This window comes from Pseudonocardia lacus (assembly GCF_018531445.1).
In the GTDB taxonomy this organism is placed as follows: Bacteria; Actinomycetota; Actinomycetes; order Mycobacteriales; family Pseudonocardiaceae; genus Pseudonocardia; species Pseudonocardia lacus.
Window position 1 is genome coordinate 1 of sequence record NZ_JAHDTH010000334.1, and the last position, 5,156, is coordinate 5,156.

A 5,156-nucleotide genomic window follows, 5' to 3' on the forward strand; every position below is an offset into this window, starting at 1 on the left:
GGCGGTGGCCGCTCGGCGTGCTCGCGGTGCTGGCCGCGGTCGCCGGCGGGCTCGGCGCGCTGCGCCCGGGCCCGGACATCCAGCTCAGCGTGCCGGGGAGGTCCAACCCGCTCGGCGTCGCCGGCCTGGTCCCGGCCGCGGACGCCGCCGCGCTCGTGCTGTCGCTGTACTCGGTGCTGCTCGTCGCGGCCGCCGCGCTGGCCCTGCTGCGCGACGTCCGCAGCGCGCCGCCCGGGTCGCGGCGCCGCCAGCAGGCGCGGTGGCTGGCCTACGGGGTCGGCCTCGCCTCGCTGCTCATCCTGGCCCGACTGCTGGCCGGGGTGCTCGACGACCACCCGGAGTCCCTCTGGCCCGTGCGCGACCTGCTCTGGGAGGCGGTCGGCGCCGTCGCCGGGGCGCTGCTGCCCGTCGTGCTGGCCGTCGCCGTCGTCCGCCACCGCCTGCTCGACATCGACCGGCTGATCGGCCGGACCGTGCTGCTGGTGGTCCTGTCGACCGCGGTCCTGGGCGCGTACCTGCTGGTCGTGGCCACGGCGGGGGCCCTGCTCGGCCCGCTGCTCGGCGAGGCGGGCGCGCTCCCGGCCGCGCTCGTCGGCGCCGGGGCGGCCGCGCTCGTGCTCTCCCCGCTGCGAGACCGGGTGCAGCGCCGGGTCGACCGGCTGCTCTACGGCCAGCGCGGCGACCCCTACGCGGTGCTGTCGCGGTTGGGCCGCAGGCTCGAACTCGTCGCCGACGCCGACTCGCTGACGGCCGTGGTGGGCACGCTGCGCGAGGCCCTGCGGCTCGGTGCGGTCGCCATCGACGTCGACGGCGGCGACCGCACCAGCACCGGCCGGCTCCCGGCCGTCCCGACGGCCGTCCCGCTCCTCGCCGGCGGCGAGCGGGTCGGGGTGCTGCTGCTCGGGCCGCGCCCCGGCGAGGACGCGCTCGGCCGGCGCGACCTGCGGCTGCTGCGCGACCTGGCCGGCCCGATCGCGGGCGCCGTGCGGGCGTCGCGGCAGGCGGCGCAGGCCGAGCGGCTCTCCCAGGACCTGCAGCTGTCCCGGGAGCGGCTGGTGCTGGCCCGCGAGGAGGAGCGCCGGCGGCTGCGCCGCGACCTGCACGACGGGTTGGGTCCCGTGCTCGCGGGCATGTCGATGCGCGCGGACACCGCGCGGGAGATCGCCGAGCCCGGGCCGGTGCACGACCTGCTCGGGGAGATCATCGACGACGCGCGGACCGCGCTGGCCGACGTGCGCAGGCTGATCGAGGGCATGCGCCCGCCCGCGCTGGACAACCTGGGGCTCGCCGGCGCGGTGGAGGCGCACCTGGCCGGTCGTCCCCGCCGCGGCCCGACCGTCGGGCTCGACCTGCCGGCCCCGCTGCCGGCGCTGCCGGCCGCGACCGAGGTGGCCGCCTACCGGATCGCGCTGGAGGCGGTGGCCAACGCCGAGCGGCACGCCGACGCCCGCGCCGTGCGCGTCACCCTGGCCGTCGACGGCGACCGGCTGCGGGTCGAGGTCGTCGATGACGGGCGCGGGCCGGCTCCGCAGCGCCCCGCCGGGGTGGGCATCGCCTCGATGCGCGAACGCGCCGGCGAGCTCGGGGGCACCTGCACCGTCGGGCGCCGCGCGGGTGGGGGCACCACCGTGCGCGCCCTGCTCCCGCTGCACCCCGACCGGGAGCCCGCACCGATCACGCACCCTGAGGAGGCCCGTGGAACCGATCCGCGTGCTGCTCGTCGATGACCACGCGCACTTCCGTTCCGGGCTGCGGGCCCTGCTGGCGACCGCGCCCGACCTGGAGATCTGCGGCGAGGCCGCGACCGGCGAGGAGGCGATCGCCGTGGTCGCGGTGCGGCAGCCGGACGTCGTGCTGCTCGACATCACCATGCCGGGGATGGGCGGGGTCGCGGCGACCCGGCGCATCGTCGCGGCCAGCCCGCACGCCCGCGTCCTCGTGCTCAGCATGTCCGACGACGACGATTCCGTCTTCGCGGCCCTGCGCGCCGGGGCCCGGGGCTACCTGCTCAAGGGCGCCGGGCGCGCGGAGATCCTGCGGTCGGTGCGCGCGGTGGCCGGCGGCGAGGCGATCTTCGGGCCCACCGTCGCCGCCCGCCTGACGACGTTCCTGGCCGCCGCGCCGGACCGGCCGGCCGAGCCGCCGTTCCCCGGGCTCACCGGGCGCGAGCGCGAGGTGCTCGACCTGCTGGCCGCGCACCTGGGCACCGCGCAGATCGCCGCGCGCCTGGGCCTGAGCGACAAGACCGTCCGCAACCACGTGTCGAACCTGCTGGCCAAGCTGCAGGTGACCGACCGGGCCGCGGCGGCGGCGGTGGCCCGACGGGCCGGGCTGGGAGGGCCATGACGACTGCGACCCACGCCACTGCGAGCACCCGGGAGTAGCGGCCGGTATCTGTCCTCTTCTGCCGAGAAGGTGGTCCCACAGCCGGACGCGACGGGCGACCGGGCGAGCGACCACCAGGAGCACGACATGACCGTCAGCACCACCACCCACCTGAACTTCCGCGGGGACGCGCGGGCCGCGCTGGAGTTCTACCGCTCCGCGTCCGGCGGCGAGCTGGTGATCACGACCTACCGGGACGCCGGCCGCGCCGTGCACCCGGCCGAGGCCGACCAGGTGCTGTGGGGCCAGGTCCGCGGCGAGGGCGGCTTCCACGTGATGGCCTTCGACGTGCCGTCCTCGCGCGCCTTCAGCCGCGGCGAGGAGTCGTTCTTCGTCTCGCTGCGGGGCAGCACGAAGGAAGAGATCACCGAGCTCTGGGACGGGCTGTCCGACGGCGCGACCGTCATCGAGGACCTGGCGCCCTCGCCGTGGTCGCCCCTCTACGGGATGCTGCGCGACCGCTTCGGCATCACCTGGGTGCTGGACGTCGCCGTGGAGTACCCGGCAGCCTGACGCCGGGCGGGGTGGGCGCTACCCGAGCGCCGCCCAGATCTCGACGTAGCGGCGCAGGAAGGCCTGCTCGTCGAGCCGCTTGCGGCGCAGCCACGCGGTCACCTCGGCGTTGCACTTGCTGCTGTTGCACGACCGGCAGGCCGGGACGACGTTGCCGACGGTGTAGCGCCCGCCGCGCGAGATCGGCAGGACGCAGTCGCGCTGGGGCGCGTCGTCGACGGCGCCGCAGTAGGCGCAGCCGCCCCAGGCCACGCGCAGGGCGCTCCACTGCTCGTCGGTCAGGTCGTTGACGACCGCGGCCACCCGCTTCCTGCGGCGCGCGCCCACCCGCGCCTTGCGACTCCTCGCGACCACCGCCGCAGCCTAGGGCGGGTGCCCCGCAACCGGCTTGACACCGGCACCGTGTCGCGGGCAGAAGTGGCCGCATGGCAGCCCCCGCGATCGACGCCGTCGTGTTCGACGTCCTCGGCACCCTCGTCGACGAGCCCACCGGCCTGCGCGCCGGGATCCGAGCGACGGCGCCGCACCGCGACGACGACGCCGTCGAGGGCTGGCTGGCCCGGTGGCAGGCCCACGTGGAGCGGGAGCAGCGGCGGATCGTCGACGGCGACCGCCCGTTCGCGCCCAGCGACGCGATCGACCGCGAAGCCGCCGCGCTGGTCGCCGCCGACGCCGCCATCACCGAACCCGACGCCGTGGCGACCCTCGCCACGGCGGGGCAGCGCCTGCCACCCTGGCCCGACAGCGTCACCGGGCTGGCCCGGCTGGCCGAGCGCCTCCCGGTCATCGGGCTGTCCAACGCCAGCCGATCGGCCCTGCTGCGGCTCAACGCGCACGCCGGGCTGCGCTGGCACCAGGCCCTGTCCGCGGAGTCCGCCGGGACGTACAAGCCCGCCCCCGCGGTCTACCGCCTCGCGGTCGACGTCGCGGCCCGCCCGCCCGAGCGCCTGCTGATGGTCGCCGCGCACGCCTGGGACCTGCGCGGTGCGCAGGCCGTCGGGCTGCGCACCGCCTACGTCGCCCGCCCGGTCGGCGACCCGCCGACCGCCGACGACCGGTTCGACCTGCACGCGGACGGCCTCGACGACCTCGCCGACCAACTCGGGCGGGCCTGAGCCGGGGTGCCCCGCGCGGGGCACCCCGGCCGTCACCTCAGCGCGCCAGCAACCGCTGCCCGACGAACTCGCCGGGCCCGCAGCCCGGCGGCACGGCGAAGACCGCCGAGCCGGTGTGGGTGACCCACAGGTTCAGCACGTCGGACTCGGCCAGCCGGGTCTGCACCGGCACGAACGCCGTCGCCGCATCGGCCTGGTAGGCCGCGAACAGCAGCCCCGCCTCGGGGACGCCCTCCGCGCTCGGCCCGTCGTCGAAGCTGTAGCCCCGGCGCAGCATCCGCTCCGCCGGGCCGCGGGCCTTCGCCCGCAGCGCGTGCGCCGCGGCCGGCACCGCGGTGAACCCGCTGCCGTCGACGGCCGCCGGGTCGACCTCGTCGAACTCGGTGCCACCGGTGACCGGTGCTCCGCTGCCCAACCTCCTGCCCACGGACATCTCCTTGCCCTCGCGGCCGAGGTCGTCCCAGACGTCGAGGTCCATCCGGATCCGCCGCAGCACCAGCATGCTGCCGTCGACGAACCAGTCCGGGCCCTCGCGCACCCAGACCGCGCCGTCGAGCGCGTCGCCGACCTCCGGGTTCTTCGACCCGTCGCGCTGGCCGAACAGGTTGCGCGGCGTGGTGCCCGCCGGCTCCGAGCCCCGGGCCGGGCCGAACCCGCGCTGGGTCCAGCGCACCGTGGCGACGCTGCGGGCGTCGCGCACGAGCCTGCGCACCGCGTAGGACAGCGGCAGCGGGTCGTCGGAGCAGACCTGCACCAGCAGGTCGCCCCCGCTCCATCGGGGGTCGAGCCGGTCGGTGGTGAACGCGGGCAGCGCGCGCACCGCCGCCGGGCACTGCTCCGGGCGGCCGATCGCGTCGAACAGGCCGGGCCCGAAGCCGAAGGTCACCGTCAGCCGCGACGGCAGCCCCACCAGCTCCGGGTCGTCGGCCCCGAGCGGCGACCCGCCCGCGGTGAGCCGCTCGGCGTCGTCGCTGAGCAGCCGCAGCAACCGGGCGACGCCCTCGGCGCCGGTGCCCGGGCGCAGGTCGAGCGCCACGAACGCGGCGTGCGCCTGCGCGGGCGCGGTGGTGATGCCGGCCTGGTGGCGCCCGTGGAAGGCGACGACGTCCGCGCCCGCGGGGGCGGGCGCGGGCACCGGGGCCG

At 77.4% G+C, this 5,156-nt stretch carries 6 protein-coding genes; 4 read left to right on the forward strand and 2 right to left on the reverse strand.

All coding sequences use genetic code 11. The features are described from left to right. From KIK08_RS40745 to KIK08_RS37160, 3 genes are all read left to right on the forward strand, one after another. Positions 1–1,727, forward strand: a 1,727-nt coding sequence (locus KIK08_RS40745; RefSeq protein WP_250558579.1) for a sensor histidine kinase, incomplete at its 5' end; no start/stop codon positions are given. After that, a complete protein-coding gene (locus KIK08_RS37155; RefSeq protein ID WP_308258132.1) occupies positions 1,696–2,346 on the forward strand; it encodes a response regulator transcription factor in 651 nt (216 codons plus the stop codon). The genes KIK08_RS40745 and KIK08_RS37155, both read left to right, overlap by 32 nt. Before the next feature lie 126 nt (positions 2,347–2,472). Further along, positions 2,473–2,898, forward strand: coding sequence for a VOC family protein (locus KIK08_RS37160; protein WP_214408003.1), 426 nt, complete (start codon positions 2,473–2,475; stop codon positions 2,896–2,898). An 18-nt stretch (positions 2,899–2,916) separates the two neighbouring features. Here KIK08_RS37160 and KIK08_RS37165 read toward each other — a convergent pair whose 3' ends face one another. Continuing rightward, complete coding sequence (locus tag KIK08_RS37165) at positions 2,917–3,252, reverse strand: HNH endonuclease (protein ID WP_214408004.1); 336 nt, start codon at positions 3,250–3,252, stop codon at positions 2,917–2,919. Positions 3,253–3,323: 71 nt separating this feature from the next. Between KIK08_RS37165 and KIK08_RS37170 the strand changes: the two genes are divergently transcribed. Beyond that, positions 3,324–4,013 (forward strand): haloacid dehalogenase type II, encoded by a 690-nt coding sequence (locus KIK08_RS37170; protein WP_214408005.1) that lies wholly within the window; start codon positions 3,324–3,326, stop codon positions 4,011–4,013. Between the two features lie 37 nt (positions 4,014–4,050). On the opposite strand, the gene KIK08_RS37175 is transcribed toward KIK08_RS37170, so the two are convergent. Next, a partial coding sequence (locus KIK08_RS37175; RefSeq protein ID WP_214408006.1) for a Dyp-type peroxidase occupies positions 4,051–5,156 on the reverse strand: 1,106 nt, incomplete at its 5' end.

Excerpts from the sequence above, each read along its gene's own strand:
- KIK08_RS37170 (WP_214408005.1), top strand. The coding sequence starts at position 3,324 with ATGGCAGCCCCCGCGATCGACGCCGTCGTGTTCGACGTCCTCGGCACC.
- KIK08_RS37160 (WP_214408003.1), top strand. The coding sequence starts at position 2,473 with ATGACCGTCAGCACCACCACCCACCTGAACTTCCGCGGGGACGCGCGG.